This window comes from Leisingera sp. SA32 (assembly GCF_056033425.1).
In genome coordinates this window covers 1-24,794 of the sequence record NZ_JBVYHB010000022.1, presented here as the reverse complement: position 1 = coordinate 24,794, position 24,794 = coordinate 1, and the positions used below count along the sequence as shown (strand labels likewise).

Sequence of the window (24,794 nt, the reverse complement as noted above, 5' to 3'; positions counted from 1 at the left end):
CAGCTGTCGCAGGCCCCCGCAAGGGAGGGCCTGCGCAGATCAGCTGTGCGGCTCAGAACTCCTGCCAGACATCCCGCGCGGCATTGCCATTGCCCGCAGCCAAGGCCACCGGCGCCGGGTTGGCCTCGATTTGCCAGTCTTCCTCGCCATGTGCGGAGGCAAGCGCCTCCACCCCGGGGTCCGCAAGCGGCACGGGGCTGTCGGCCACCTGGAAGCGTGCCACCAGGCCCGCCAGCTTGTTGGCGTCACCTTTCAGCATGTGGCCGGCGGCGGTCGCCTCCTCCACCATTGCGGCATTCTGCTGGGTCACCTTGTCCAGCTGCGTCATACCGGTATTGATTTCCGCAAGACCGGTGGACTGCTCCGCCGCGCCCTCGGCAATGTCTGACACCAGTTGCGAGATATGGCTGACCCGGCCAGCAATGGATTGCAGCGCCTCGCCTGCGCGACCAACAAGATCAACCCCCTGCTCCACCTGGCGCGAGCTGTCGCTGATCAGTGTCTTGATCTCCATTGCCGCATCCGAGGAGCGCTGCGCAAGCGCCCGGACCTCTGACGCCACGACCGCGAAGCCACGGCCGGCTTCCCCCGCACGGGCGGCTTCAACGCCAGCGTTCAAGGCCAGAAGATTGGTCTGGAATGCGATGTCATCAATCACGCCGATAATCTGCGAGATCTTGTTGGAGCTTGCTTCGATGCCGCTCATCGCGGTCACCGCGCTTTGCACCACCTCGCCGCTATCGGCGGCCTCGTTGCGGGCTTCCTGCACGGTGGCTTCGACGTTGCGCGCGCCTTCGGCAGCGGATTGCACGCTCGCGGTCAGCTCATCCAGCGCAGCGGCGGTCTGTTCCAGCGTCGCCGCCTGGCTTTCCGTGCGGTGCGAGAGGTCGTCCGAGGCCTGGCTGATCTCAGCGGCACCGTTGCGGATGCTGGAGGAGGCCTCGATCACCTGCTGCACGGTCGCGTTCAGATTGTCGATCGAACCGTTGAAATCCGCGCGCAGCTGTTCGTATTCCTCCGGGAAAGCATCACTGATGCGGATCGCCAGATCGCCCTGCGACAGACGCGACAGGCGGTCGCTCAGCTGTTGCACCACGCCGGCCAGTTCGGCGTCCTTGCTTTGGGCTTTCTGCTTCTCGGCCTCCTGCATCTTGACCAGCTCGTCGCGAAATTTCTCCAGCGCCCGCGCCATTTCCCCGACTTCGTCGCCGCGGGACTGGCCGCGGATTTCCACCGCATTGTTGCCTTCGGCCAGTCCCCGCATCGATACGACAATGTGACGAATGCCCTTGGCGATGCCCGAACCGGTAACCAGCGCCATAACTGCCCCGATCAGAATCGCGGCTGCAATTGCCGCCGGGATCATGATCCGGGTTTGTGCCGCGATCTCCTCGCTGGTGGCGCGACGGGCTGTCATCGTCTCCATCGCCCGCGTCTGCAGCGACTGCATGGTGGCACGGAAGCTGTCGAAATAGGCCTTGCCCTGACCCTGGGCGACAAAATCTGCCATGTCGTCCATCGTCGCCGCATCGCCGATTTCCTGGCGCAGCTGTATCATCGGCACCGCGACCTCCTTGCGCCAGTTGTCGATGGTCTCGGACGCGGCGTTCAGCCGGTTCATCTGGGTCATGTCCTCAAGCAAAGCGAGGCGCAGGGTGCTGAGCACGGAACGCAGACGGCTGCTGCCTTCCATGAAGGGGGTCAGAAATTCGCGATCGCCGGCCAGCAGGTAGCCGCGCATGCCGGTCTCCATGTCCACGGCAGCGGCCATCAAATTCTTGGCGCTGCTGATGATCTGATGGGTGTTCTCCACTGTCTCCAACGCGGATTTCAGATATTCAGGGTCAGCAATGCCTGCGCTGACGAGCGAGGAAAACGTGTTGCGACGGTCGGCAAGATTGACCTCTTCCTCCTCGATCACCTGCGCGACCTTGGCCCGGAATTCTTCAAAGAACACCCGGCCCTTGGACTTTTTCACCTCATCCGCCATGTCGTTCATGGTCATCGCGTCGCCAATCTCCTGACGCAGCGCGATGGCCGTGGTGGCGACGGTCTCCTGCCAGCCATTCAGGATTTGCTCTGCCTCATCCAGATCCGCCAGCAGCGCCGCGTCGCCCGCGGCAAGGCTGCGCAAGGTCTCAAGAGTGGTGGCAACTTCTGCTTTGCCGTCCTCGAAGGGGACCAGGTATTCCTCCCGACCAGCCAGCAGGTAGCCACGCAGCCCGGCCTCCATCCCGGCGGCGGCAACCGCCAGTTCCTGCGCCTCGCCCAGGATCTCCTGGGCATGGGCGACGTCGGCGGCGGCCTTTTCCATCCGGCCGAGATCGTTGACGGCCATCACCCCGACCCCAAGAACCAGCAGCAGCGGGAACAACGCAACTGAAACAATTTTCGATTTGGTACTGAGGTTTGCCAGAGAGAACCGCCTGGCCGCGGAAGGCTTATTCTTCTTCATCACATCCGTCCCGGTGCATTCACAGATGCGGCAGTGAAATCAGAAGAAACTTACCAATCCCTTTCGCCTATAGGTAATTTGTCGGCATACATACTTTTCTTCGGAAAAAGAAAAACCCCCGCTCCGGGAGGAGCGGGGGCAGGCAGTCGAACCAGAAGGCTCAGACCGTCTTATTCTTCGGCGTCGGCAGCCGCTTCCTCAGCTTCCAGGCGGGCCTTGTCGGCAGCGCCTTTGGCGGAGGTGTCACGGTCGACGAACTCGATGATTGCCATCGGCGCCATGTCACCATAACGGAAGCCGGCCTTCAGGATACGGACGTAGCCGCCCTGACGGTCCTTGTAGCGCGGGCCCAGAACCTCGAACAGTTTCGCGACGTCCTTGTCCTCTTTCAGCTTGGACGCTGCCTGACGGCGGGCGTGCAGGTCGCCGCGCTTTGCCAGGGTGATCATCTTTTCGATGATCGGGCGCAGTTCTTTTGCCTTGGGCAGGGTCGTCTTGATCTGTTCGTGCTCGATCAGCGAGCCGGCCATGTTGGAGAACAGGGCCTTGCGGTGCTCATGAGTACGATTCAGGCGGCGGTAACCACGTTTATGACGCATTGTGTTAATCCTTTGATCTGCGTTTTTGCTTTGTCAGGCGGCTGATGCGTGTCAGCCACTCACCTTGGGGCGCGGGCCCTATTGTCCCCGGCCAAACCCGGGAATGTCTTGGGGAGGACCGTGGCCCTCCCCTTCAAAGACGTGCTTTAGAAGCTGTCTTCGAATTTCTTGGCCAGATCTTCGATGTTGTCCGGCGGCCAGTCCTCGACGTCCATGCCAAGGTGCAGGCCCATGCCCGACAGCACTTCTTTGATCTCGTTCAGCGACTTGCGACCGAAGTTGGGGGTGCGCAGCATCTCCGCTTCGGTTTTCTGGATCAGGTCGCCGATGTAGACGATGTTGTCGTTCTTCAGGCAGTTCGCCGAGCGCACCGACAGTTCCAGCTCGTCCACTTTCTTCAGCAGAAGCGGGTTGAACTCGAGACCATCGTCCTCGTCCTGGCGGCCAGCCGATTCCGGCTCGTCGAAGTTGACGAAGATCGACAGCTGATCCTGGAGAATACGCGCAGCAAAAGCCACGGCATCATCCGGCGAGATGGACCCATCGGTTTCCACCTTCATGGTCAGCTTGTCATAGTCCAGCACCTGGCCCTCACGGGTGGGCTGCACGTCATAAGAGACCTTCTTGACCGGCGAATAGATCGCGTCGATCGGGATCAGGCCAATCGGCGCATCTTCCGGCTTGTTCTTGTCCGCGGAGACGTAACCCTTGCCGGTGTTCACGGTCAGTTCCATGAACAGATCGGCGCCATCGTCAAGGTGGCAGATCACGTGGTCGCGGTTCAGAACCTCGATACCGGCGGTTTCGGCGATGTCACCAGCGGTCACAACAGCCGGACCCTTGGCATTGATCGACAGCCGCTTGGGGCCTTCGACTTCCATGCGCAGGGACACGCCCTTGAGGTTCAGAATGATGTCGGTGACGTCTTCGCGCACACCGGCAACACTGGAAAATTCATGCAGCACGTTGTCGATCTGCACGCTGGTGATGGCGGCGCCTTGCAGCGAGCTCATCAGAACGCGGCGCAGCGCGTTGCCCAGGGTCAGGCCAAAACCGCGTTCCAGCGGCTCTGCGACGACAGTTGCCTGACGTGCAGGATCGTTGCCCGGCTTCACTTCCAGCTGTGCCGGCTTGATCAGCTCTGCCCAGTTCTTGTGGATCATGCGTTCCCTCCATTCCTGTCCTTGCCCCATGTCCAAAAGGCCAAGGACGCCCGAGGTTTAAATGACGCACTGGGGCCCTGCGAATCAAGCGGGGCCCCAGCAAAAATATTGTTCTTAGACGCGACGGCGCTTCGGCGGGCGGCAGCCGTTGTGGGCGATCGGCGTCACATCACGGATCGAGGTGATGTTGAAGCCAACAGCCGCCAGCGCACGCAGCGCGGATTCACGGCCCGAACCGGGGCCCTGAACTTCGACTTCCAGGGTTTTCACACCGTGATCCTGGGCTTTCTTGCCCGCATCCTCAGCAGCCATCTGCGCCGCATAAGGAGTGGATTTCCGCGAGCCTTTGAAGCCCATGGTACCGGCAGACGACCAGGAGATCGCATTGCCCTGCACATCGGAAATCAGGATTTTGGTGTTGTTGAACGAAGAGTTCACATGCGCAACGCCGGTTGCGATGTTCTTACGCTCTTTGCGCTTAACGCGAGTCTTATCACGTGCCATTGATCGAACCCTCCCTTACTTCTTCTTACCAGCGATGGCCTTTGCGGGGCCTTTGCGGGTGCGAGCGTTGGTGTGGGTACGCTGACCGCGAACGGGCAGGTTCCGGCGGTGACGCAGACCACGGTAGCAACCGAGATCCATCAGACGCTTGATGTTCATGGTCACCGCGCGGCGCAGGTCGCCTTCTACGGTGTAGTTGGCGTCGATGTGCTCGCGCACGGCCAGAACTTCAGCGTCGGACAGCTCGTTCACACGACGGCTTGCGTCGATGCCAACTGCTTCGCAGATGGCTTTGGCCGAGGTGTTACCGATACCGGTGATATAGGTGAGGGCGATGGGAACCCGCTTTGCAGTCGGGATGTTAACGCCGGCAATACGTGCCACGTGTCACTTTCCTTTTGGTTGCGGTTCCGTAACGCCGGAACCTTTTTTCACAACACTTGACCGTGGCAGTAGGGCCAGAGGGTCCAGCATTTCGAGGTAGTATGGCAGGCAAACGAATCTGCCCGCCGGGAATCATTCCCAGAAGGGATGGGGCTGCGTATTTGGTATTTCCGGAGAGGTCAACCCGTGATCCCGCCGCAACCGCCATCGGACCGGCCGGGCCAGGCAAGTCCCCCCGCGCACAGGCGGCACGGGGTGTTGCCGACGCCCCGGCTCAGCCGGATCACTCGCCCAGGATCCAGGCGATGGATTTCTGCACCTCGTCGATCGAGGCCATACCATCCAGGCGTTGCAGGTTGCCCTTGGCCCAGTAGTAGCCGATCAGCGGCGAGGTTTTCTTGTAATACTCCATCAACCGGATGCGCACAGCCGCGGCAGTGTCATCGGCGCGGGCCTCCTTGCCGGCGGCGCGGGCCTCGGCGGCGCGGTTGACGATGCGCTCGACCAGCACCTCGTCGTCGACCTGCATCTCGATCACCGCATCCAGTTTCAGGTTCATCTCCGCCAGCAGCTTCTCCAGCGCGTCCGCCTGCGGCAGGGTGCGCGGAAAGCCGTCAAAGATGAAGCCGCCGTCGGAGCCCTCTTGCAGACGCTCGCGGATCAGGCCGATCACGATCTGGTCGGTGACCAGCTTGCCCTCGGCCATGATGGCGGCGACCTTCTTGCCCATGTCGGTGCCCGAGGACTGGGCTGCGCGCAGCATGTCACCGGTGGAAAGCTGGGTCATGTTGCGGGTTTCGACCAGGTGGCTGGCCTGCGTTCCCTTGCCTGCGCCCGGCGGGCCCAGCAGAATAATATTGGTCATCGGCGAGACGGTCCCCGTTTCGTACGTTTCTTGTTGCGCCCGCGCAGCTGGCTCTTCTCGATCAGCCCTTCATACTGATGGGCCAGGAGATGGCTCTGCGCCTGCTGGATGGTGTCCATTGTGACCGATACCACAATCAGCACCGAGGTACCGCCAAAATAGACCGGGATGGCGAATTGGCCGCGGAGCACCTCTGGCAACAGGCAGACCAGCGCCAGATAGGCCGACCCCAGAACCAGAATGCGGTTCACGACATATTCGATGTATTCCGCGGTCTTCTTACCCGGACGAATACCGGGCACGAAGCCATTCTGGTTCTTCAGGTTGTTGGCAACATCGTCCGGTTTGAAGGCGACATTGAACGTGTAGAAATAGGCAAAGAACACGATCATCGCGACGAAGAACAACAGGTACAGCGGCTGGCCGGGCCCGAAGTTGGCCAGCAGCCAGGACATCACCGGACCGGAGGTCGTGCCCGAGGAGAAGGTCGAAATCGTGGTCGGGAGCAGCAAGAGCGAGGAGGCAAAGATCGCCGGGATCACGCCCGCCGGGTTCACCTTGACCGGCAGGTGGCTGGAGCCGCCGTCATAGACCTTCATCCCGACCTGGCGGCGCGGATACTGGATGTGGATCTTGCGCAGGGCGCGTTCCATGAACACCACGAACATGATGATCGCGATCACCATCAGGATCACACCAATGATCACCGCCGGGCTGATGGCGCCGGAGCGGCCGGAGGCGAAGAACTGCGCCATGGCGGCCGGAACCTCGGCGATGATGCCGACAAAGATGATCAGCGAGATGCCGTTGCCGATGCCGCGCTGGGTGATCTGCTCGCCCAGCCACATCAGGAACATGGTGCCGCCGACCAGGGTGATCATGCAGGCCATGCGGAAATACAGGCCCGGATCGGTCGCCAGATCACCTGATTCCAGCGACACCGCGAGGCCATAGGCCTGCGCGGTCGCCAGCAACACGGTACCGTAGCGGGTGTACTGGTTGATCTTCTTGCGGCCCTGCTCGCCCTCTTTCTTGAGCTGTTCAAGCGAGGGCACCATCGAAGTCAGAAGCTGAACGATAATGGAGGCGGAGATGTAGGGCATGATGCCGAGGGCAAAGATGCCCATCCGGCCAAGCGCGCCGCCGGTGAACATCGACACCATGCCGCCGATGCCCTGACCCGCTTGCTCCATGAACTGACGCAGCGCTGCCGCGTCGATTCCCGGAACCGGAATGAAGGTGCCCAGGCGGTAGACAATCAAAAGGCCGATTGTGAACAGGATGCGGTTGCGCAGATCCGTGGCCTTGCCCAGGGCAGCCCAGCTGGTGTTTGCCGCCATTTGTTCTGCTGCTGATACCATGAAAAGGTCTCTTCTTTAGCGAAAACGCCGCCCGGAACCGTTTTCCGGCTCGGGCGGCGTAATGGGAAAACTCGTAGGCCTATGTAAGCGGCATTGGCGCCGCTCACAAGCGCTTACTCGGCGGCGGCTTCGTTTGCCGCGGTCAGGGTGCCGCCCGCCTTGGCCACGGCCTCAACGGCGGCCTTGGAGGCGCCGGTGACCGCGATGGTTGCCTTGGCAGTGATTTCACCCTTGGCCAGCACGCGCACGCCGTCCAGCTTGCGGCGCACCAAGCCGGAAGCGACCAGCGAATCCTCGGTGATCGAGGCTGCGTCCAGCTTGCCGGCGTCGATGAATTTCTGGATCAGGCCCAGGTTCACAACGGCGTATGCCTTGCGGTTGGGCTTGTTGAAGCCGCGCTTGGGCAGACGCTGGTAGAGGGGCATCTGGCCGCCTTCGTAGCCATTGATCGAAACACCCGAGCGGGATTTCTGACCTTTGATACCACGGCCACCCATTTTACCCTTGCCGGAGCCGGGGCCACGGCCAACGCGGGTGCGTTTCTTGGTTGCGCCGGGATTGTCGCGCAGTTCGTGCAGTTTCATGTCGCTTCTCCTTGCCGGATGTGGCCCCCGAAGCGGAATGGGCCAACCACGGCGTTTCTTGATTGATGATTCCGTGGCCCCGCAAGGCCACCGGGGGCGTATAGACCTGATGGCGAACGGGATCAAGCCCCGCCGAGAGCGACGGGCAGACGTTAGGCCCGCCAAGGCCCCTGCCCTGCGGGTTGTGCACCCTGTTGTCTGTTGTATCCGGTCCGTTGTTGGCCGTCCGATAAAGAGTGGCGGCGCCGCCGGGGTGGAGATGGGATGGGGATGTCCCCATGCGAAAACGCATTCGCGCGCTCCGGGTGCCAGACCGGAGCCCAGTTCCAGGTGCCGGGGGTGTCAGGCCCGGCGGGTGATCATGATCGCAAACAACACTGCCACAGCGGTGTTAATTCGCCGTGGGCCGGGCGTACGCCGTCGGCGCAACACCCGAAGGGTCGCCAAACAAAAACGCCCCCGCCAGATGGCAGGGGCGCTTTGGCGCCGGTCCGCGGAGAGGGAGGAGGATCCGGGTCCGGCGATACGAATTTACTTGCCGTAGACGTGCTCATGCGCTGCGCCGGGGACCGCGGCGCGGGTCAGGCCGATGTCGGCCAGGTCGCGGGAGGACATGGCGCGCAGCGCGTCCACGGTCCGGCGATAGTCGCGACGCAGTTTCCAGGCCCGGACGGCAGCGGTGAAAACGCCGCGCAGACGGGCGCCGAAACCGGTGGAGACAGGTGCGGAGAGAGTTGAATATGCCATTTTTCTTGTTTCCTTGCATCGATGCCGGAAACGCTTTCCGGCAGGATCTGATGATCTGTTCGCTGTGGGTGCACGGGAGATAGGCGGCCTGCGGATGGCCTTCAACCGATGCTTTGGTCTGGCGGCCATGCGGTTTTTGCATGGCCCGACCCGTTGAAAATTGCGCCCCCGCCCCGGGCAACGAAAAACGCCCCCGTCCGGGTGTCGGACAGGGGCGTCTTGGCCCGGACCAAAGGGAGGAGGAGAGCGGTCCGGGGAAGAGAATTCAGTGGCCGTAGACGTGCTGGCGCGCGATGTCGGCGATGTCGCCGCGGCGCAGGCCGATGTCGGCCAGTTCACGATCGCTCAGGCCGTCCAGCTCATTGAAGGTGCGCTGGTACTCACGGGACTGAACCCAGGCGGCCCGGACCGTGTCAACGCCACGACGGATGCGGGCGGTCAGGGAAACGGACGGGGCGGACGAAAGAACATGTGCCATCATTAAGATCCTTGTATCTGAGCCGGGCCTATTCCCGGCAGTGCTTGGTTTGCTCTGTTTCTGTGACACTGAGATAGGAAATACCGTTGGCGATAACAATTGCCGGTTCGGTCTGCCCGCTATGCGGCGGGTGCAAGGGGCGTGCCGCGATGGAGGCATCGCCTCGGCCCCCGCCCCGCCGGAGGCCGCAGCATGGCCCCACGACGAAAAACGCCCCCGGCGGAACCGGAGGCGTTTTCCATAATCAGGATCGCAGAGAGGGCTTAGCCGCGCTCTTCGATGATCTGAACCAGATGCGAGATCGAGTTGACCATGCCGCGCACCGAAGGAGTATCCTCCAGCTCACGGGTTTTGTGCATCTTGTTCAGGCCCAGGCCAACCAGCGTTGCGCGCTGTTTGGCGGGGCGGCGGATCGGCGAGCCGATCTGCTTGACGACGATGGTTTTTGCCATGGATCCGTCTCCTTACGCTTCTGCTTCCGCGGGTGCTTCGTCCCGCTTGGGCAGGATGTCAGCAACCTTCTTGCCACGACGCTGAGCCACAGAGCGCGGGCTCTGTTCTTTGGTCAGGCCGTTCAGAGTGGCGCGAATCATGTTGTAGGGGTTCTGCGAGCCGATCGACTTGGACACCACGTCCTTGACGCCCAGCATCTCGAACACGGCACGCATCGGACCACCTGCGATGATCCCGGTACCTTCGGGGGCGGTGCGCATGACCACCTTGCCGGCACCGTGACGACCGTTGATGTCGTGGTGCAGGGTGCGGCCCTCTTTCAGCGGCACGCGGACCATCTGACGCTTGGCCTGTTCGGTCGCCTTGCGGATCGCCTCAGGCACTTCTTTTGCCTTGCCCTTGCCAAAGCCGACACGGCCTTTCTGGTCGCCAACGACAACCAGTGCAGCAAAGCCAAAGCGCTTACCGCCCTTTACGGTTTTGGACACGCGGTTGATCGCGACCAGGCGATCTGCGAATTCCGGTGTCTCGTCACGGTCGCGGCGGTTGCCGCGGCGGTTATCACGTTCTGCCATCAGGCATTCCTTTCAGAATGGCGCACTGCACAAAGCACGGGGCGCCGGTTTTATTCCAATCCTTGGTGAGGGTGGCGCCAAAGGCACGGCCTCCCGGATCATCGGGGCAGCCCCGAAGGGCTGCCCGCTTGGGATTTAGATCTTCAGACCGCCTTCACGCGCGGCGTCGGCCAGGGCCTTCACCTTGCCGTGGAACAGGAAGCCGCCACGATCGAAATAGGCTTCGGTCACGCCAGCGGCCTTGGCACGCTCTGCGATCGCGGCGCCAACCTTGGCGGAGGCCTCGATGTTGTTCTTGCCGACAACACCCAGATCCTTTTCCAGGGTGGAAGCCGCAGCCAGGGTCACGCCGCGCAGATCGTCGATCAGCTGAACAGAGATATTCTTGTTCGAGCGGTGCACGGAGAGACGCAGGCGGCCTGCGTTCACTTTGCGAAGCTTGTTCCGGACGCGCAGCCGGCGCTTCAGAAACAGGGTACGTTTGCTGTTTGCCATCTTGCTGGTCCTTACTTCTTCTTGCCTTCCTTGCGGAAGATGAATTCGCCCTTGTAGCGGATGCCTTTGCCTTTGTAGGGCTCGGGACGGCGCCAGTCGCGGATTTTCGCCGCCACTTCGCCCACCTGCTGCTGGTCGATACCTTCCACAACGATTTCAGTCTGCTTCGGTGCGGTGATGGTGATGCCATCAGGCGCAACGAAGTCGACATCGTGGCTGTAGCCCAGGTTCAGCTTCAGGGTGTTGCCCTGCATCTGCGCGCGGTAACCCACACCCTGGATCTCCAGCTCTTTCTTGAAGCCCTGGGTCACGCCGGCAACCAGGTTTGCAACCTGGGTGCGGGACATACCCCACTGCTGGCGAGCACGCTTGGATTTGCCGCGCGGCTCGACCTTGACGATGTTGTCCTCAACGCTGAGGGTCACGTCGTCGGTGGCAGTGAAGGTACGGGCGCCTTTCGGGCCTTTGACTTCGATGGTCTGGCCGGACACGCTTGCGGACACGCCGCTGGGCAGTTCGACCGGTTTCTTACCAATACGGGACATCGTTCAGGCCTCCTTAGAAGACGGTGCAAAGCACTTCGCCGCCGACGTTGGCTGCGCGTGCGTTTGCGTCCGACATCACACCCTTGGGGGTGGAGACAATCGACACGCCCAGGCCCTGACGGACCGACGGGATGTCATTGACGCCCATGTACACGCGACGACCGGGCTTGGAGACCCGCTGCAGCTCGCGAATGACGGGTTCGCCATCGAAGTATTTCAGGCTGATTTCAATGGCCGGGTGGCCATTTTCACCAGTGGTTTTCTCGTAACCGCGGATGTAGCCCTCGTCTGCCAGCACGTCCAGCACCCAGGCCCGCAGCTTGGAAGCCGGGGTCGAGACGGTGGATTTGCCGCGCATCTGAGAGTTACGGATGCGGGTGAGCATATCGCCGATAGGATCGTTCATATCTGTCTCTCCCTTACCAGCTCGATTTCACCATGCCGGGGATCTGGCCATTGGAGCCCAGTTCCCGCAGCGCGATCCGGCTGATCTTCAGCTTACGGTAGTAAGCGTGAGGACGGCCGGTCAGCTGGCAACGGTTGTGAAGACGAGTTGCCGACGAGTTGCGCGGCAGCTTGGCCAGCTTCAGGCGCGCCTTGAAGCGCTCTTCCATCGGACGGCTTTCGTCGTTTGCGATTTCTTTCAGCTCGGCACGCTTTGCGGCATATTTGGCCACCAGGCGCTCGCGCTTCTTCTCGCGTTCGATCATGCTTTTCTTAGCCATGGTCTCTTCTCTCCCGCGCTTAGCTGTTGAAGGGCATGTTGAAAGCTTTCAACAGCGCCTTTGCTTCCGCGTCGGTGTTCGCGGTGGTGGCAATCACAATGTCCATGCCCCAAGGCTCATCGATCTTGTCGAAATCGATTTCCGGGAACACGATGTGCTCTTTCAGGCCCATGGCATAGTTGCCGCGGCCGTCAAACGAGGTGCCCGAAACACCGCGGAAGTCGCGGATACGGGGCATTGCGATGGTGATCAGACGATCCAGGAATTCATACATCCGGTCGCCGCGCAGGGTCACCTTGGCGCCCATCGGCATGCCTTCGCGAACGCGGAAGCCAGCGATGGAGTTTTTCGCCACGGTGGTCAGAGCTTTCTGACCAGCGATCAGCGTCAGGTCTGCCTGTGCGGATTTGGCTTTCTTGCTGTCTTTGACAGCCGCGCGGCCACAACCGATGTTCAGAACGATTTTCTCCAGCTTGGGGAGCATCATGTCGTTCTTGTAGCCGAATTCCTCTTTCAGGGCGCCACGGATGGTGTCCTTGTAGAGCGTCTTCAGGCGCGGGGTGTAGGTTGCATCGTCAAGCATCAGACAGTCTCCCCGGTGGTCTTGGCGAAGCGGACCTTCTTGCCGTCTTCCTCGCGGAAGCCAACACGGGTTGCTTTGCCGTTGCTGTCCAGCAGTGCCAGGTTCGACATGTCGATCGGCAGTGCTTTGGGCAGGCGGCCGCCCTGTTCATTTTGCGATTGGCGGGTATGGCGGATGGCCATGTTCACGCCTTCGACGATGGCTTTACCGGCCTTCGGGTCAACGGAGGCGATGGTGCCTTCCTTGCCCTTGTCCTTGCCGGCCAGCACGATGACCTTGTCGCCTTTGCGGAGTTTAGCAGCCATAATTACAGCACCTCCGGAGCCAGCGAGATGATCTTCATGAAGTTCTTCGCGCGCAGCTCACGAACAACCGGGCCAAAGATACGGGTACCGACCGGCTCGTTGTTGTTGTTCAGGATGACGGCGGCGTTGCGATCAAAGCGGATCGCGGTACCGTCTTCGCGGCGGACTTCTTTGGCGGTGCGCACGACAACGGCCTTACGGACGTCGCCTTTTTTCACGCGGCCGCGCGGGATGGCTTCCTTGACCGAAACGACAATGATGTCGCCTACGGATGCGTATTTACGCTTGGAGCCACCCAGAACCTTGATGCACTGAACTCGGCGAGCGCCGGAGTTGTCAGCAACATCCAGATTTGTTTGCATCTGGATCATGTGGTTTCTCCCGACCTATGGGGCAGCGATGCGTGCTGGTATCCCCCAGGGTTTCGACTGACTGTCAAGTCTAGTCGCCAGGAGTCTCGTGACGAGACTCTTAGGCTTCCAGAACTTCCCAGCGTTTCGTTTTCGATTTCGGCGCGCATTCGATGATGCGTACGGAGTCGCCGACCTTGAAAGCGTTCTTTTCATCGTGAGCCCGGTACTTCTTGGACTTACGGATGGTTTTCTTCAGAACCGGATGCGTAAAGCGACGCTCTACGGAAACGGTGACGGTCTGTGCGTTTGCGTCGGAGGTCACGACGCCTTGCAGGATACGCTTGGGCATTCGAGAAGCTCCTTATTCAGCCGCTGCGGCGGCTTTTTCGTTCAGGATGGTTTTGACACGGGCAGCATTGCGGCGCGCCGCCTTGATGCCTGCAGTCGATTCCAGCTGACCGGTTGCCTGCTGAAAGCGCAGGTTGAAGCTCTCTTTTTTCAGGGATGCGAGCAGATCGCGGAGTTCATCCACGGTCTTTTCGCGCAGATCATTGGCGTTCATCGCCTTTGTTCCTTGTCCAAAGCACCAGAAGGCCCCGAGGGTCACCTTGTTATCTGGTGGGTTATGTCATCCACGCCGAAGACGCGGCAAAAAAGAATCACCCAGCCCGGATCCGAAGCGGATTGGGACCAAGTGATGGGTCCCTATAGAGGACACAGCCGACAGGGGCAAGGGAAAGGTTGGCGTCGACCCGCGCAGCGCCACGGCTCAGATGATCTCATCCTCGTCGAACATCGCCGCGTCGTCCAGCTGGGCGCTCAGGTCCTCGATGCGTTGCTCGGCTTCGGCGGCATCTACGACCCTGGCGATGTGGAACAGCGCATCGCCCTCGTTGACGATCGGCAGGTTGGTTCGGCCGATGACCAGCCCGGCGCGGCTCGCGACCAACTCCGCCTCCTGTTCGCCGAAAGGGTCGGACACGATGCCCAGCACCTCGCCCTGCTCCACCATGTCGCCTGTCGTCTTAAAGCCACGCAGCAGTCCGCCCGCGGGCGCGCGCTCCCAGCTGCTGCTGGCGGCGGTGACGGGCACCGCTTCGGCCAGCGGCACGCCATCCTCCGGGATCATGCCAAGCGAATGCATCACCCGCAGGATGCCGGCCACGCCAACGCGGGCGGATTGTTCGTCGAACCGCAGCCCCTCCCCTGCCTCGTAGAGCAGGACGTCGACGCCAAGATTCTGCGCCTCCTTGCGCAGCGAACCGTCGCGCAGGCCGGAACGGATCACCACCGGCGCGCCAAAGGCATCGGCAAAGGCCAGCGTCTCCTTCACCTTGGGCGACACCCGAATCTGCGGCATGTTGGTGCGGTGGATCGCCGCCGAATGCAGATCGATCCCGAGATCGCAGCGCGCCACCACCTCTTTCATGAACAGATGCGCGAGACGGCTCGCCAGCGAGCCGCCCTCACTGCCAGGAAAACAGCGGTTGAGATCGCGCCGGTCCGGCAGGTAGCGCGAATGGTTCAGAAAGCCGAACGTGTTGACGATCGGCACCACGATCAGCGTGCCCTTGAGGCGAGAGAACTTGCGGGCGCGCAGCAGGCGGCGGGCAATTTCCACGCCGATCACCTCGTCGCCGTGAATGGCGGCCGAGACAAACAGTGCAGGCCCGTCCTCGGCCCCGTGAATCACGTGGGCGGACATGGTGACTGGCGTGTGGTCGGACAGCACGCTGACCGGCAAATCCACCGTGCGGCGGGTGCCGGCGGGGACGCGGAAGTCCCCAATCTGAAAATCAGGACGACGCGACATGGTATGGGCCCTTCATGGACTAGCTGCAAAAGCCTTAGCAGGTTTCGCGGCTTTGACAATCACGCCCGTGCGCCACCCTATTCCCAGCGGTAGTTGAAGCTGACGGAAATCCGCTCGTCCTCGGCCATGTTCATCGGCACCTCGTGGCGGATGAAGCTTTCCCACAGCAGGACGTCTCCCACACCGGGCGACTGGTAGACAAAGGTCTTCAGCTCCTGCCGACACGCCTTCTGTCGCGGCGGGTGTGCCATCATCATCGCATGGCGCGGGTCTTCCAGTTTCAACGCCGAGGCACCGTCCGGCATCGCCACATAGGTGGTGCCGGAAATCACCGAATGCGGGTGGATGTGGCTGGCATGGGTGCCGCCTTCGGGCAGGATGTTGATCCAGAGGTCCTCCAGCACCAGCGCGCGCCCGTCCAGGTCCAGTTCCAGATCCTTGGCAAACGCCGCGACGTGGAGATCCAATGATTTCACCAGGTCGGCAAAGATCGGGAAGCGCCAGGGCAGATCGGTCAGCGATGCATAGGACGTATAGCCGGGATAGCCGTTGGCCTCGCACCAATCCTGTCCGGCTTCGTCATCACCGGCGATGACCAGGCATGAGTTTTCCAGTTCCTGAGCATCAACCGAGGGTCCGTGTTCGGACAGCTGAGCACGATAAAGGCGGGTCACGAAGAGCGATTCAATTTGGGCCATGCAGCCGTCTTAGCGCAGACACAGCGCAAGTGCGAGAGCCCGCCGCCTGCGGTCCATTTGGCGCAGGGGCGCTACCGTCAAGACAAAACAAAATCTCTATCGGATTCCAACATGGATTTAACCATTGGGCGCTAAGGGTAAGGGAAAAACAAGAAACACCGTCAACTTCTCTCGTGAAAATGGTCCCAGTCACATGAAGCTAAAAATCTCTGTCGGATCGGCAATCCTGTCGATCATCGTTCTTGCCGGAGGGCTTATGGCCGCTTTGGTCAGCCTGCTGATGTATTCGCACGGGGTGCGTGACGCGATGCAGGACCGGGTGTCGGTCATCGAATCGGCCTATCGCAACCTCGACGCGGTCGAGCTGGATCTGTTGATGGCGCGCCGCGCCGAGAAGGATTTCCTGCTGCGCCGAGAGGACCAGCACGTCCAGCGCCACGCGGAAACCATGACCCGCATCAAGCACGCCTATGCGGCGCTGACGCAGAAAATGCCGGAGGTGCCGGCCCTGTCGCAGCGCAGCGGCGAGCTGGCCGCGCTCGGCACCGCGATCGAGGCGTATGAAGCCGGTTTTAACGCCCTGACAGCCAGCAACCTGCGCCTTGGTCTGGATGAAAACAGTGGCCTGGAAGGTGAGCTGCGCCGCTCTGTGAAGACGGCTGAAACCACGTTGGCGAAGCTGAACCGTCCGGAAATGCAGGTGAAGATGCTGATGATGCGGCGGCATGAAAAGGATTTCATCATGCGCCAGGCGCCAAAGTATCTGGACCGCCTGAATGCCCGCATCGAAGAATTCTCGGCCTTTCCCGCAAGCTACTACAGCAACGCCGCCCAGCAACAGGAAATCCTGGGGCTCATGGCCGCCTATCAGAAGAGCTTTGCCGACTATGTGACAGAAAAACTGGCCGAGGCCGAGCTGCGCCAGGAGGTGTCCACCCACTTCGCCACTGCCGAACCGCTGCTGTCTGCCCTTCAGGGTGAGGTGCGGCGCGAACTGGAAACGGTTCAGAGCGAAGGCGAAGCGGTGAGCGCCGCAGCACAGACCAACGCCCTGCGCGCGGGCATTGTCGGCTCGCTGCTGTTCATCGCGGTGGCCCTGCTGCTGGCCCGTGGAATCGCCCGACCGCTAAAGCAGACCGATCGGGTGCTGAAACAGATGCTGAAGGCGGACTACACGCCGCCAGTACCACGCACCCGCATCCGCGAGATTGCCGCCATTGCCGCTGCGGTGGGTGATTTCCGCCAGGCCGAGATTGCCAAGCAGCAATTGAACGCCGAAATCGCGGATGTCATCACAGCCTGCGGTGCCGGCGATTTTTCCCGCCGCATCCAGGGCGGCTCAGGCAACGACAGCAGTCTGAGCCAGGGTGTGAACACCATCGGCGAAGTTGCGCAAAAAGGGCTGGGCGATGTGGTCAAGGTACTGGCAGCGCTGGCCGATGGCGATCTGACGCAGCGCATGCCCGCAGGGCAGCAGGGCGTGTTCAAGGACATCGCCGATGCCATCAACCACCTGACCGGCAACCTCGATGGCGTGATCCGCCAGCTGGCCGGCAGCAGCGAGATGCTGAACAACACCTCCAATGAAATCGCCGGCGCGGTGGGCGATGCATCCCGTCGCGGCGAAGCGTCTGCCGCGTCGTTGGAGGAGACATCGGCGGCGTTGCAGACAGTCAGCGACACTGTGCGCGACACCGCAGAAAGCGCCCAAGGCGCGCGCCGCTTTGTCAATGACGCCCAGGCCACTGCGGAAACCACTCGCAAGGTGGGCGAGGAAACCATCGCGGCGATGCAGCGGATCAAGGATTCTTCGGACGCGATTTCCAAGATCACCGGGCTGATCGACGATGTGGCCTTTCAGACCAACCTGTTGGCATTGAACGCCGGGGTCGAAGCCGCACGCGCCGGCGAGGCGGGCCGTGGCTTTGCCGTGGTGGCGTCCGAAGTGCGGGCGCTGGCACAGCGCTCCTCGGCGGCGGCGCAGGAGATCAGCGCGCTGATCAACAGCAGCCAGACAGAGGTCACCAGCGGCGTGAAACTGGCCGATGAAACCGGCGCGGCCCTGGCCACGATCTATCAAATGGTCAGCCAGGCGGCGGAAAAGGTGAATGAGATCGCCGAGAACACCCATGAACAGGCCAACGGCATCTCCGAGGTGAACGTCGCGCTGGAAGCGCTGGACCGCGACTCCCAGCAAAGTGCGGCGATGCTGGAAGAAACCGCGGCCTCCGGTCAGATGCTGCGCGACGAAGCGGCGCGGCTGGCGCAGGCCATCGCCGGCTTCCAGCTGGCCCACGACAGACCCGACATGACGACGGCGGCAGGTGGCACCCCTGCCCAAATCACGGACGAAACTCCCCGGCGCGCAGCCTGACGCTGAAGGCGGTCTGCGGGCGCCTCTCCGGCGCATCCGCAGGCCGTGGCGGGGCGACCATTTCGGGCCAGCCCCGCAACGGGGTTCAAGTTGGCAGCCCCGCAACGCCCCATAAACGATGCCCGGTCAGGCCTGTTCACCACAGACCGTCTTGCACCCGAACCATAGAAAAAGCCCCCGCCGAGATCCCGGCGGGGGCTTTTTTGTTCTCTTACCACTTGCCTCAGGGCGGGGCTGTTGCGGACAACAGCACACCCGCGCGGGCAGCGGCTTACCAGTCTTCGCGGACCACGACGCGGGTCTTGACCGGCAGCTTCATCGCGGCGAGGCGCAGCGCCTCGCGTGCGACTTCATCGCTTACGCCGTCGATTTCGAACATCACGCGGCCGGGTTTGACCTTGCATGCCCAATAATCCACGGAACCTTTACCCTTACCCATACGAACTTCGACGGGCTTGGAGGTCACCGGAGTGTCCGGGAAGATACGGATCCAGACACGACCCTGACGCTTCATGTGGCGGGTCATGGCACGACGGGCAGCCTCGATCTGACGTGCAGTCACACGCTCAGGGGTGGTTGCCTTCAGGCCATAGGTGCCGAAGTTCAGGTCCGAACCGCCTTTTGCCAGGCCGTGAATCCGGCCTTTGTGCATTTTGCGGAATTTAGTACGCTTTGGCTGAAGCATCTCAAATCCTCCTTAGCGACGGCCGCCACCAGCACCACGAGGTGCAGGGCCGTCCTGGATTTCTTGTGCTTTACGGTCACGCGCCTGGGGATCGTGTTCCATGATCTCACCTTTGAAGATCCAGGTTTTGATCCCAATGATGCCATAGGCAGTCTTGGCTTCGACGTGTGCGTAATCGATGTCGGCACGCAGGGTGTGCAGCGGCACGCGACCCTCACGGTACCACTCGGTGCGCGCGATTTCCGCGCCGCCAAGACGGCCCGCAACGTTCACGCGGATACCCAGGGCACCCATGCGCATGGCGTTCTGCACGGCGCGCTTCATGGCACGGCGGAAGGAGACACGACGCTCCAGCTGCTGTGCGATGGACTCGCCGACCAGAGCAGCGTCGAGTTCCGGCTTGCGGACTTCAACGATGTTCAGGTGCAGTTCGCTGTCGGTGATGTTCGCCAGCTTCTTGCGCAGGGTTTCGATGTCTGCGCCTTTCTTGCCGATGATCACGCCCGGACGCGCAGTGTGAATGGTCACACGGCACTTCTTGTGGGGGCGTTCGATGATCACACGCGCGATACCGGCCTGCTTGCACTCATCCTTGATGAAATCGCGGATCTTGATGTCTTCCAACAGAAGATCACCAAAATCTTTGGTGTCGGCGTACCAGCGGCTGTCCCAGGTGCGGTTGACCTGAAGGCGCATGCCGATCGGATTAACTTTGTTACCCATTAGGCTTGCTCCTCAACTTGACGCACCTTGATGGTGATCTCCGCGAACGGCTTCAGGATTTTGCCGAACCGGCCACGGGCGCGCGGGCGACCGCGTTTCATGGTCAGGTTCTTGCCAACCCATGCCTCGGCGACGATCAGTTCATCGACGTCCAGGTTGTGGTTGTTCTCAGCATTCGCAATGGCGGACTGAAGGCATTTCTTCACGTCCTGCGCGACCCGCTTGTTGGAGAAAGTCAGGTCGGTCAGGGCCTTCTCGACTTTCTTGCCACGGATCATCTGAGCCACAAGGTTCAGTTTCTGCGGCGAGGTACGGAGCATGCGCAGTTTTGCCATTGCTTCGTTGTCTGCCACGCGGCGGGGATTCTTTTCCTTACCCATGACTTACTTCCGCTTCGCTTTTTTGTCTGCGGCATGGCCATAATAGGTACGGGTCGGCGAGTACTCACCGAACTTCTGACCAATCATGTCTTCCGAGACGTTGACGGGGATATGCTTTTTGCCGTTGTACACACCAAAGGTGAGACCAACGAACTGCGGCAGGATGGTGGAGCGACGCGACCAGATCTTGATCACTTCATTGCGGCCCGATTCACGCGCTGCTTCAGCCTTTTTCAGGACATAAGCATCAACGAAGGGGCCTTTCCATACGGAACGTGCCATGGATTAGCGGCCTTTCTTCTTGGCGTGGCGCGAGCGAACGATGAGCTTCTGCGACGCCTTATTTGTGTTGCGGGTACGCTTACCCTTGGTCGGCTTACCCCAGGGTGTCACCGGGTGACGACCACCAGAGGTCCGACCTTCACCACCACCGTGCGGGTGATCGATCGGGTTCATGACCACACCACGGACGCTCGGACGCTTGCCTTTGTGGCGCATACGACCGGCTTTACCGTAGTTCTGGTTGGAGTTGTCGGGGTTGGACACGGCACCAACGGTGGCCATGCATTCCTGACGCACCAGGCGCAGTTCACCCGAGGACAGGCGGATCTGGGCGTAGCCACCGTCACGACCAACAAACTGAGCATAAGTACCAGCTGCGCGGGCGATCTGGCCGCCTTTGCCTGGCTTCATCTCGATGTTGTGAACGATGGTACCGATCGGCATGCCCGAGAACGGCATTGCGTTGCCCGGTTTGATGTCGGCCTTTGCGGAGGCGATGACCTTGTCACCAACTGCCAGACGCTGCGGCGCCAGGATGTAGGCCTGCTCGCCGTCTTCATACTTCACCAGTGCGATGAAGGCTGTGCGGTTGGGGTCATACTCGATGCGCTCGACGGTTGCGGCGACATCAAATTTATTCCGTTTGAAGTCAACGATCCGGTAGAGACGTTTTGCGCCGCCACCACGGCGGCGGGAAGTAATCCGTCCGGTGTTGTTCCGGCCGCCCGATTTGGTCAAACCCTCAGTGAGAGACTTGACCGGACGCCCTTTCCAAAGCTCCGAACGGTCGATCAGAACCAGCCCACGCTGGCCCGGCGTCGTCGGCTTATACGACTTGAGTGCCATGCTTTCTGTCTTCCGTTTAGCGTGCCGAGCCTTAGGTTATTTTCTTTGGCCCAGCTATGTTTAAGGCCCCCGTAGGTGCCTGAGTTATAGGGCCCCTAAGGTCCCAGAGTTCATGCATCCTGACAAACGTAACAACCCCGGAACGAATCCGGGGTGTGCAGGATTGGTGCGGCTTAGCAGAGTCGTGGGCAGGTGGCAATGGGGAAGAGTTGCTGACGGCCCAGTCAAAGGCGCAATGCCTGACGGCAGCGCTATCGGCACGTGGAGCGCGAACGTCTGGGGACGTCGTTTGGCCTGTTTCCGCGAAACCCGCGAACCACTTCCCCCCACGAGATGAAGCCGAAAGTGTGAATGCAGCTGGCAACATTACTCGACACGACGCGTTCAAATGACGGCCCAAGCGCGAGCAACACTGCGGTCACAGACCGCTAACACCTCTGGAAATACGAAAAGGCCCCCGCTATCGCGAGGGCCTTCTCAATTCTCAGGCAACCTGATCTCAGAGTCCGGTGGACACGTCGATGGTGTTGCCTTCTTCCAGGGTCACATAGGCCTTCTTGACGTCTTTGCGACGGCCCAGCTGGCCGCGGAAACGCTTGACCTTGCCCTTGGTGACGGTGGTGTTGACCGCTTTCACCTTTACACCAAAGAGAGCTTCAACAGCTTCCTTGATCATCGGCTTGTTGCTGTCGATCGCCACTTCAAACACCACGGCGCCGTTTTCGGACGCCAGGGTGGATTTCTCGGTGATGATCGGCTTGCGGATCACGTCGTAGTGTTCTGCCTTCGCGCTCATTTCAGGCGAGCCTCCAGTGCTTCGACACCCGCTTTGGTGAGCACCAGGGTGTCACGCTTGAGGATGTCATAGACGTTTGCACCCATCGTCGGCAGGATATCCAGACCTTCGATGTTGCGCGACGCTTTCAGGAAGTCTTCGTTGACCGAAGAACCGTCGATGATCAGCGCGCGCTTCCAGCCCAGGTTTTTCACCTGCTTGGCCAGGGCGGCGGTTTTGCCTTCGGCTGCGGCGTCCTCGATGATGACCAGTTCACCCGCTTTGGCTTTGGCGGACAGCGCGTGGCGCAGGCCCAACTTGCGGAACTTCTTGGTCAGCTCGTGGCCGTGCGAACGCGGGGTCGGACCCTTGTAGATACCACCCTTGCGGAAGATCGGCGCGTTACGGTCACCGTGGCGCGCGCCGCCGGTGCCCTTCTGGCGATAGATCTTCTTGGTCGAGTAGGAGGTTTCCGAACGGGTCTTCACCTTGTGGGTACCGGCTTGCGCGTTGTTGCGCTGCCAGCGGACCACACGGTGCAGGATGTCCGCACGCGGCTCCAGACCGAACAGGTCTTCGGACAGCTCGATGTCGCCAGCCTTGCCGCCGTCGAGTTTGATCACGTCAAGTTTCATGCTTCACCACCTTCCGCGGGAGCTTCCGCAGTTTTCAGAGCGGCCGGGAAAGGCAGACCCTCGGGGGCTTTCTTCTTCACGGCGTCCTTGACGGTAACCCAGCCGGATTTCGGGCCCGGAACGGCGCCCTTGATGAAGACCAGGCCGCGCTCGGCGTCGGTTTTCACCACTTCCAGGTTCTGGGTGGTCACGCGGGCAGCGCCCATGTGGCCAGCCATCTTCTTGCCTTTGAAGACCTTGCCCGGATCCTGACACTGACCGGTCGAACCGTGCGAACGGTGCGAGATCGACACACCGTGCGAGGCGCGCAGACCACCGAAGTTGTGACGCTTCATGGCACCTGCGAAACCTTTACCGATCGAGGTACCGGTCACGTCCACTTTCTGACCCGTCAGGAAGTGTTCGGCCGAGATCTCGGCGCCGACTTCGATCAGACCTTCCGCGGGAACGCGGAATTCAGCCAGCTTGCGCTTGGGCTCAACCTTGGCTGCTGCGAAGTGACCGCGCATGGCTTGGCTGGTGCGCTTTGCCTTGGCGGACCCTGCACCCAGCTGAACGGCGGTGTAGCCGTCCTTTTCCTCGGTGCGCTGTGCAACAACCTGCAGGCCGTCCAGCGACAGAACGGTCACAGGGATCTGCTTGCCGTCTTCGAGGAACAGCCGGGTCATGCCGACTTTCTTTGCGATAATACCGGAACGCATAATCTATACCCTCCGATCTTACGATTGCAGCTTGATTTCGACGTCAACGCCGGCGGCCAGGTCGAGCTTCATCAGCGCGTCCACGGTCTGCGGTGTCGGGTCGACGATGTCGAGAAGACGCTTGTGCGTGCGGATCTCGAACTGATCGCGGGATTTCTTGTCAACGTGGGGACCACGCAGAACAGTGAATTTTTCGATCTTGTTCGGCATCGGGATCGGGCCACGTACTTGGGCGCCGGTCCGCTTGGCAGTGTTGACGATCTCTTGCGTGGAAGCATCCAGCACGCGATAGTCAAATGCCTTCAGCCGGATACGGATGTTTTGGCTTTGCATCGTACAGCCTTATTGTCAGGCGTTGAGGTTGAGAGGAGGGCCTGCGACCACCGCAACCCCTCTTCGAACCCAAAAGGCGGGAATCACCCCGCCCCTGTTCGCACAAGGCGAACTCGCGCCCTATACGCGTGATAAGACTGTGTGGCAAGGGGCACGGAGGAAAACAATCGCCTTCCGGAAGCTTTTCCACCACCCCCGTCATGAGGGCGCGGAACACAAAGAAAAGGGCGCCGCAAGGGCGCCCTTCCCATCAATCAATCAGGAAACCTGATCACTCGGTGATTTTGGAAACGACGCCCGCGCCAACGGTGCGGCCGCCTTCGCGGATGGCGAAACGCAGACCGTCTTCCATCGCGATCGGCGCGATCAGTTCAACTTCGAACTTCAGGTTGTCGCCCGGCATCACCATCTCGGTGCCTTCCGGCAGGGTCACGGTGCCGGTCACGTCGGTGGTGCGGAAGTAGAACTGCGGACGGTAGTTCGCAAAGAACGGCGTGTGACGGCCGCCTTCTTCCTTGGTCAGGATGTAGGCTTCGGCTTCGAACTTGGTGTGCGGAGTCACCGAACCCGGCTTACACAGAACCTGGCCACGCTCAACCGACTCACGGTCGATGCCGCGCAGCAGGGCGCCGATGTTGTCGCCTGCTTCACCACGGTCCAGCAGTTTGCGGAACATTTCCACACCGGTACAGGTGGTGGTGGTGGTGTCTTTGATGCCAACGATTTCAATGCTGTCGCCAACATTGATCACGCCACGCTCGACACGGCCGGTCACAACGGTGCCGCGGCCAGAGATCGAGAACACGTCTTCGATCGGCATCAGGAACGGCTGGTCAACCGCGCGCTCGGGGGTCGGGATGTACTCATCCACGGCCGCCATCAGCTCTTTGATCTTGTTTTCGCCGATTTCCGGGTCACGGCCTTCCATCGCCGCCAGCGCGGAGCCTGCGATGATCGGAATGTCGTCGCCCGGGAAGTCGTAGGACGACAGCAGCTCGCGGATTTCCATTTCCACCAGCTCCAGCAGCTCTTCGTCGTCGACCTGGTCAACCTTGTTCATGAAGACAACCAGGGCCGGAACGCCAACCTGACGCGCCAGCAGGATGTGCTCGCGGGTCTGGGGCATCGGGCCGTCGGCGGCGTTCACAACCAGGATCGCGCCGTCCATCTGCGCCGCACCGGTGATCATGTTCTTCACATAGTCAGCGTGGCCGGGGCAGTCGACGTGGGCGTAGTGACGCGCTTCGGTCTCATATTCCACGTGGGCGGTGGAGATGGTGATGCCGCGGGCTTTTTCTTCCGGTGCGCCGTCGATCTGGTCGTAGGCTTTGAAGTCACCGAAGTACTTGGTGATCGCTGCGGTCAGCGTGGTCTT

At 61.1% G+C, this 24,794-nt stretch carries 34 protein-coding genes; 1 reads left to right on the top strand and 33 read right to left on the bottom strand.

The window, feature by feature from the left end; genetic code table 11:
• Positions 1-52: 52 nt before the first annotated feature.
• The 23 genes from AC0IPL_RS20645 to AC0IPL_RS20535 form a co-directional block, all read right to left on the bottom strand.
• Positions 53-2,455: a CHASE3 domain-containing protein gene (locus tag AC0IPL_RS20645; RefSeq protein WP_474277004.1), complete on the bottom strand. Its 2,403-nt coding sequence runs from the start codon at positions 2,453-2,455 to the stop codon at positions 53-55.
• Between the two features lie 170 nt (positions 2,456-2,625).
• On the bottom strand, positions 2,626-3,054 hold the full coding sequence (gene rplQ / locus AC0IPL_RS20640; RefSeq protein WP_474277003.1) for a 50S ribosomal protein L17: 429 nt from the start codon (positions 3,052-3,054) through the stop codon (positions 2,626-2,628).
• A gap of 146 nt (positions 3,055-3,200) precedes the next feature.
• Positions 3,201-4,217, bottom strand: a complete 1,017-nt coding sequence (locus AC0IPL_RS20635) for a DNA-directed RNA polymerase subunit alpha (RefSeq protein WP_474277002.1) — start codon at positions 4,215-4,217, stop codon at positions 3,201-3,203.
• A gap of 114 nt (positions 4,218-4,331) precedes the next feature.
• A complete protein-coding gene (rpsK, locus tag AC0IPL_RS20630) occupies positions 4,332-4,721 on the bottom strand; it encodes a 30S ribosomal protein S11 (RefSeq protein WP_474277001.1) in 390 nt (129 codons plus the stop codon).
• A gap of 15 nt (positions 4,722-4,736) precedes the next feature.
• The gene (gene rpsM, locus AC0IPL_RS20625) at positions 4,737-5,105 is read right to left on the bottom strand and encodes a 30S ribosomal protein S13 (RefSeq protein WP_474277000.1); all 369 of its coding nucleotides are present in this window, start codon (positions 5,103-5,105) and stop codon (positions 4,737-4,739) included.
• 283 nt (positions 5,106-5,388) lie between these two features.
• On the bottom strand, positions 5,389-5,970 hold the full coding sequence (locus AC0IPL_RS20620) for an adenylate kinase (protein WP_474276999.1): 582 nt from the start codon (positions 5,968-5,970) through the stop codon (positions 5,389-5,391).
• Positions 5,967-7,331 (bottom strand): preprotein translocase subunit SecY, encoded by a 1,365-nt coding sequence (gene secY, locus AC0IPL_RS20615; RefSeq protein WP_474276998.1) that lies wholly within the window; start codon positions 7,329-7,331, stop codon positions 5,967-5,969. Before secY ends, AC0IPL_RS20620 begins: the two co-directional genes overlap by 4 nt.
• A gap of 113 nt (positions 7,332-7,444) precedes the next feature.
• A complete protein-coding gene (rplO, locus tag AC0IPL_RS20610; protein ID WP_474276997.1) occupies positions 7,445-7,915 on the bottom strand; it encodes a 50S ribosomal protein L15 in 471 nt (156 codons plus the stop codon).
• 531 nt (positions 7,916-8,446) lie between these two features.
• Positions 8,447-8,662, bottom strand: a complete 216-nt coding sequence (locus tag AC0IPL_RS20605) for a DUF1127 domain-containing protein (RefSeq protein WP_474276996.1) — start codon at positions 8,660-8,662, stop codon at positions 8,447-8,449.
• 265 nt (positions 8,663-8,927) lie between these two features.
• On the bottom strand, positions 8,928-9,140 hold the full coding sequence (locus AC0IPL_RS20600) for a DUF1127 domain-containing protein (protein ID WP_474276995.1): 213 nt from the start codon (positions 9,138-9,140) through the stop codon (positions 8,928-8,930).
• 263 nt (positions 9,141-9,403) lie between these two features.
• Positions 9,404-9,592 carry a 50S ribosomal protein L30 gene (gene rpmD, locus AC0IPL_RS20595; protein WP_474276994.1) on the bottom strand — a complete coding sequence of 63 codons (189 nt, stop codon included), beginning with the start codon at positions 9,590-9,592 and terminating at the stop codon, positions 9,404-9,406.
• Between the two features lie 12 nt (positions 9,593-9,604).
• Positions 9,605-10,168 (bottom strand): 30S ribosomal protein S5, encoded by a 564-nt coding sequence (gene rpsE, locus AC0IPL_RS20590; protein WP_474276993.1) that lies wholly within the window; start codon positions 10,166-10,168, stop codon positions 9,605-9,607.
• Positions 10,169-10,303: 135 nt separating this feature from the next.
• The gene (rplR, locus tag AC0IPL_RS20585; RefSeq protein ID WP_474276992.1) at positions 10,304-10,663 is read right to left on the bottom strand and encodes a 50S ribosomal protein L18; all 360 of its coding nucleotides are present in this window, start codon (positions 10,661-10,663) and stop codon (positions 10,304-10,306) included.
• Positions 10,664-10,674: 11 nt separating this feature from the next.
• Complete coding sequence (rplF, locus tag AC0IPL_RS20580) at positions 10,675-11,208, bottom strand: 50S ribosomal protein L6 (RefSeq protein WP_474276991.1); 534 nt, start codon at positions 11,206-11,208, stop codon at positions 10,675-10,677.
• Positions 11,209-11,221: 13 nt separating this feature from the next.
• On the bottom strand, positions 11,222-11,614 hold the full coding sequence (gene rpsH, locus AC0IPL_RS20575) for a 30S ribosomal protein S8 (protein ID WP_474276990.1): 393 nt from the start codon (positions 11,612-11,614) through the stop codon (positions 11,222-11,224).
• 13 nt (positions 11,615-11,627) lie between these two features.
• Complete coding sequence (rpsN, locus tag AC0IPL_RS20570) at positions 11,628-11,933, bottom strand: 30S ribosomal protein S14 (RefSeq protein ID WP_058289476.1); 306 nt, start codon at positions 11,931-11,933, stop codon at positions 11,628-11,630.
• A 19-nt stretch (positions 11,934-11,952) separates the two neighbouring features.
• Positions 11,953-12,516 carry a 50S ribosomal protein L5 gene (gene rplE / locus AC0IPL_RS20565; RefSeq protein ID WP_474276989.1) on the bottom strand — a complete coding sequence of 188 codons (564 nt, stop codon included), beginning with the start codon at positions 12,514-12,516 and terminating at the stop codon, positions 11,953-11,955.
• Positions 12,516-12,821 carry a 50S ribosomal protein L24 gene (rplX, locus tag AC0IPL_RS20560; protein WP_474276988.1) on the bottom strand — a complete coding sequence of 102 codons (306 nt, stop codon included), beginning with the start codon at positions 12,819-12,821 and terminating at the stop codon, positions 12,516-12,518. The genes rplE and rplX overlap by 1 nt, the downstream gene beginning before the upstream one ends.
• 2 nt (positions 12,822-12,823) lie before the next feature.
• Positions 12,824-13,192, bottom strand: a complete 369-nt coding sequence (rplN, locus tag AC0IPL_RS20555) for a 50S ribosomal protein L14 (protein WP_005621870.1) — start codon at positions 13,190-13,192, stop codon at positions 12,824-12,826.
• A 100-nt stretch (positions 13,193-13,292) separates the two neighbouring features.
• Positions 13,293-13,523, bottom strand: a complete 231-nt coding sequence (gene rpsQ / locus AC0IPL_RS20550; RefSeq protein WP_005621877.1) for a 30S ribosomal protein S17 — start codon at positions 13,521-13,523, stop codon at positions 13,293-13,295.
• Between the two features lie 12 nt (positions 13,524-13,535).
• Positions 13,536-13,736 carry a 50S ribosomal protein L29 gene (gene rpmC / locus AC0IPL_RS20545; RefSeq protein WP_474276987.1) on the bottom strand — a complete coding sequence of 67 codons (201 nt, stop codon included), beginning with the start codon at positions 13,734-13,736 and terminating at the stop codon, positions 13,536-13,538.
• 207 nt (positions 13,737-13,943) lie between these two features.
• On the bottom strand, positions 13,944-14,987 hold the full coding sequence (locus tag AC0IPL_RS20540; RefSeq protein ID WP_474276986.1) for a succinylglutamate desuccinylase/aspartoacylase family protein: 1,044 nt from the start codon (positions 14,985-14,987) through the stop codon (positions 13,944-13,946).
• A 77-nt stretch (positions 14,988-15,064) separates the two neighbouring features.
• Positions 15,065-15,685, bottom strand: coding sequence for a TIGR02466 family protein (locus tag AC0IPL_RS20535; protein ID WP_474276985.1), 621 nt, complete (start codon positions 15,683-15,685; stop codon positions 15,065-15,067).
• A gap of 193 nt (positions 15,686-15,878) precedes the next feature.
• Here AC0IPL_RS20535 and AC0IPL_RS20530 point away from each other — a divergent pair, with 193 nt between their 5' ends.
• Positions 15,879-18,059 (top strand): methyl-accepting chemotaxis protein, encoded by a 2,181-nt coding sequence (locus tag AC0IPL_RS20530; RefSeq protein WP_474276984.1) that lies wholly within the window; start codon positions 15,879-15,881, stop codon positions 18,057-18,059.
• Positions 18,060-18,330: 271 nt separating this feature from the next.
• On the opposite strand, the gene rplP is transcribed toward AC0IPL_RS20530, so the two are convergent.
• From rplP to tuf, 10 genes are all read right to left on the bottom strand, one after another.
• The gene (gene rplP, locus AC0IPL_RS20525) at positions 18,331-18,744 is read right to left on the bottom strand and encodes a 50S ribosomal protein L16 (RefSeq protein ID WP_222456118.1); all 414 of its coding nucleotides are present in this window, start codon (positions 18,742-18,744) and stop codon (positions 18,331-18,333) included.
• A 12-nt stretch (positions 18,745-18,756) separates the two neighbouring features.
• Positions 18,757-19,467, bottom strand: coding sequence for a 30S ribosomal protein S3 (rpsC, locus tag AC0IPL_RS20520; RefSeq protein ID WP_474276983.1), 711 nt, complete (start codon positions 19,465-19,467; stop codon positions 18,757-18,759).
• Entirely contained in the window at positions 19,467-19,847 is a 381-nt protein-coding gene (gene rplV / locus AC0IPL_RS20515; protein WP_222456120.1) for a 50S ribosomal protein L22, read from the bottom strand. Before rplV ends, rpsC begins: the two co-directional genes overlap by 1 nt.
• 3 nt (positions 19,848-19,850) lie before the next feature.
• Positions 19,851-20,129, bottom strand: a complete 279-nt coding sequence (rpsS, locus tag AC0IPL_RS20510) for a 30S ribosomal protein S19 (RefSeq protein WP_024088539.1) — start codon at positions 20,127-20,129, stop codon at positions 19,851-19,853.
• 3 nt (positions 20,130-20,132) lie between these two features.
• Complete coding sequence (rplB, locus tag AC0IPL_RS20505) at positions 20,133-20,975, bottom strand: 50S ribosomal protein L2 (RefSeq protein WP_474276982.1); 843 nt, start codon at positions 20,973-20,975, stop codon at positions 20,133-20,135.
• Positions 20,976-21,474: 499 nt separating this feature from the next.
• Positions 21,475-21,771 carry a 50S ribosomal protein L23 gene (locus tag AC0IPL_RS20500; protein ID WP_474276981.1) on the bottom strand — a complete coding sequence of 99 codons (297 nt, stop codon included), beginning with the start codon at positions 21,769-21,771 and terminating at the stop codon, positions 21,475-21,477.
• Entirely contained in the window at positions 21,768-22,385 is a 618-nt protein-coding gene (gene rplD, locus AC0IPL_RS20495; RefSeq protein WP_474276980.1) for a 50S ribosomal protein L4, read from the bottom strand. Before rplD ends, AC0IPL_RS20500 begins: the two co-directional genes overlap by 4 nt.
• Complete coding sequence (rplC, locus tag AC0IPL_RS20490; RefSeq protein ID WP_474276979.1) at positions 22,382-23,086, bottom strand: 50S ribosomal protein L3; 705 nt, start codon at positions 23,084-23,086, stop codon at positions 22,382-22,384. The genes rplD and rplC overlap by 4 nt, the downstream gene beginning before the upstream one ends.
• Before the next feature lie 18 nt (positions 23,087-23,104).
• On the bottom strand, positions 23,105-23,419 hold the full coding sequence (gene rpsJ, locus AC0IPL_RS20485) for a 30S ribosomal protein S10 (RefSeq protein ID WP_019298501.1): 315 nt from the start codon (positions 23,417-23,419) through the stop codon (positions 23,105-23,107).
• 271 nt (positions 23,420-23,690) lie between these two features.
• The coding region (gene tuf / locus AC0IPL_RS20480; RefSeq protein ID WP_474276978.1) for an elongation factor Tu at positions 23,691-24,794 on the bottom strand (1,104 nt) is incomplete at its 5' end.